Below are 610 nucleotides of genomic sequence, written 5' to 3' on the forward strand. Positions count from 1 at the left end.
CGGCCCCGCGTCCCCTGCGGCGGCGCACCAGTTCGCCCCGGCGGCGCACGATCGGCAGCCGGGCGCCGCCCTTGGCTGCCGGTGCCGCCGCCGGTTCGCCGGGCGCGGGCGGCGGGACGGTGACCGTACGGCTGCCGACGTCCGGCTCCGGGGCGGACCGGATCAGGGACCGCAGCCAGCCGCGCAGCTCCTCGAAGTCCGGCCGCTCCTCGGGGTCCTTGCGCATCAGCGACTCGACGACCGGGCGCAGGGCGCCGCACTCCTCGGCGTAGGCCGGGGGTTCGGAGCAGACGATCCGGACGAGTTCGGCGGCGCTCTCCTCGGGATACGGCGCGTGGCCCTGCACGGCGCGGAACAGCAGGGCGCCCAGCGCCCAGAGGTCGGCGGCCGGGCCGACGGGCGGGGCGAGCTGCCAGTTCTCCTGGACCGGCCAGGCCTGTTCGGGCGCCCAGCGCTCGGTGACCGGGCCGACGACGAGCATCCGGGCCTGCCGGGCGCGCTCCGCGGCGAGCGCGCCGGCGGAGTCGGCCGGGCGCCCCCAGGTGGCGGGGGCGGCGCTCTCCGCGGTGCCGGGAGGCGAGGGCTCGGCGGGAGCGGCGGGGTCCGGCAC

The 610-nt window shown here is 80.0% G+C and carries 1 pseudogene; it reads right to left on the reverse strand.

The features are described 5' to 3' along the window. Window positions 1-610: pseudogene (locus JNW98_RS35840) on the reverse strand (protein kinase); the annotation flags it as partial.

It is taken from the genome of Streptomyces huiliensis, assembly GCF_020037025.1.
GTDB classification, from domain to species: Bacteria; Actinomycetota; Actinomycetes; order Streptomycetales; family Streptomycetaceae; genus Streptomyces; species Streptomyces huiliensis.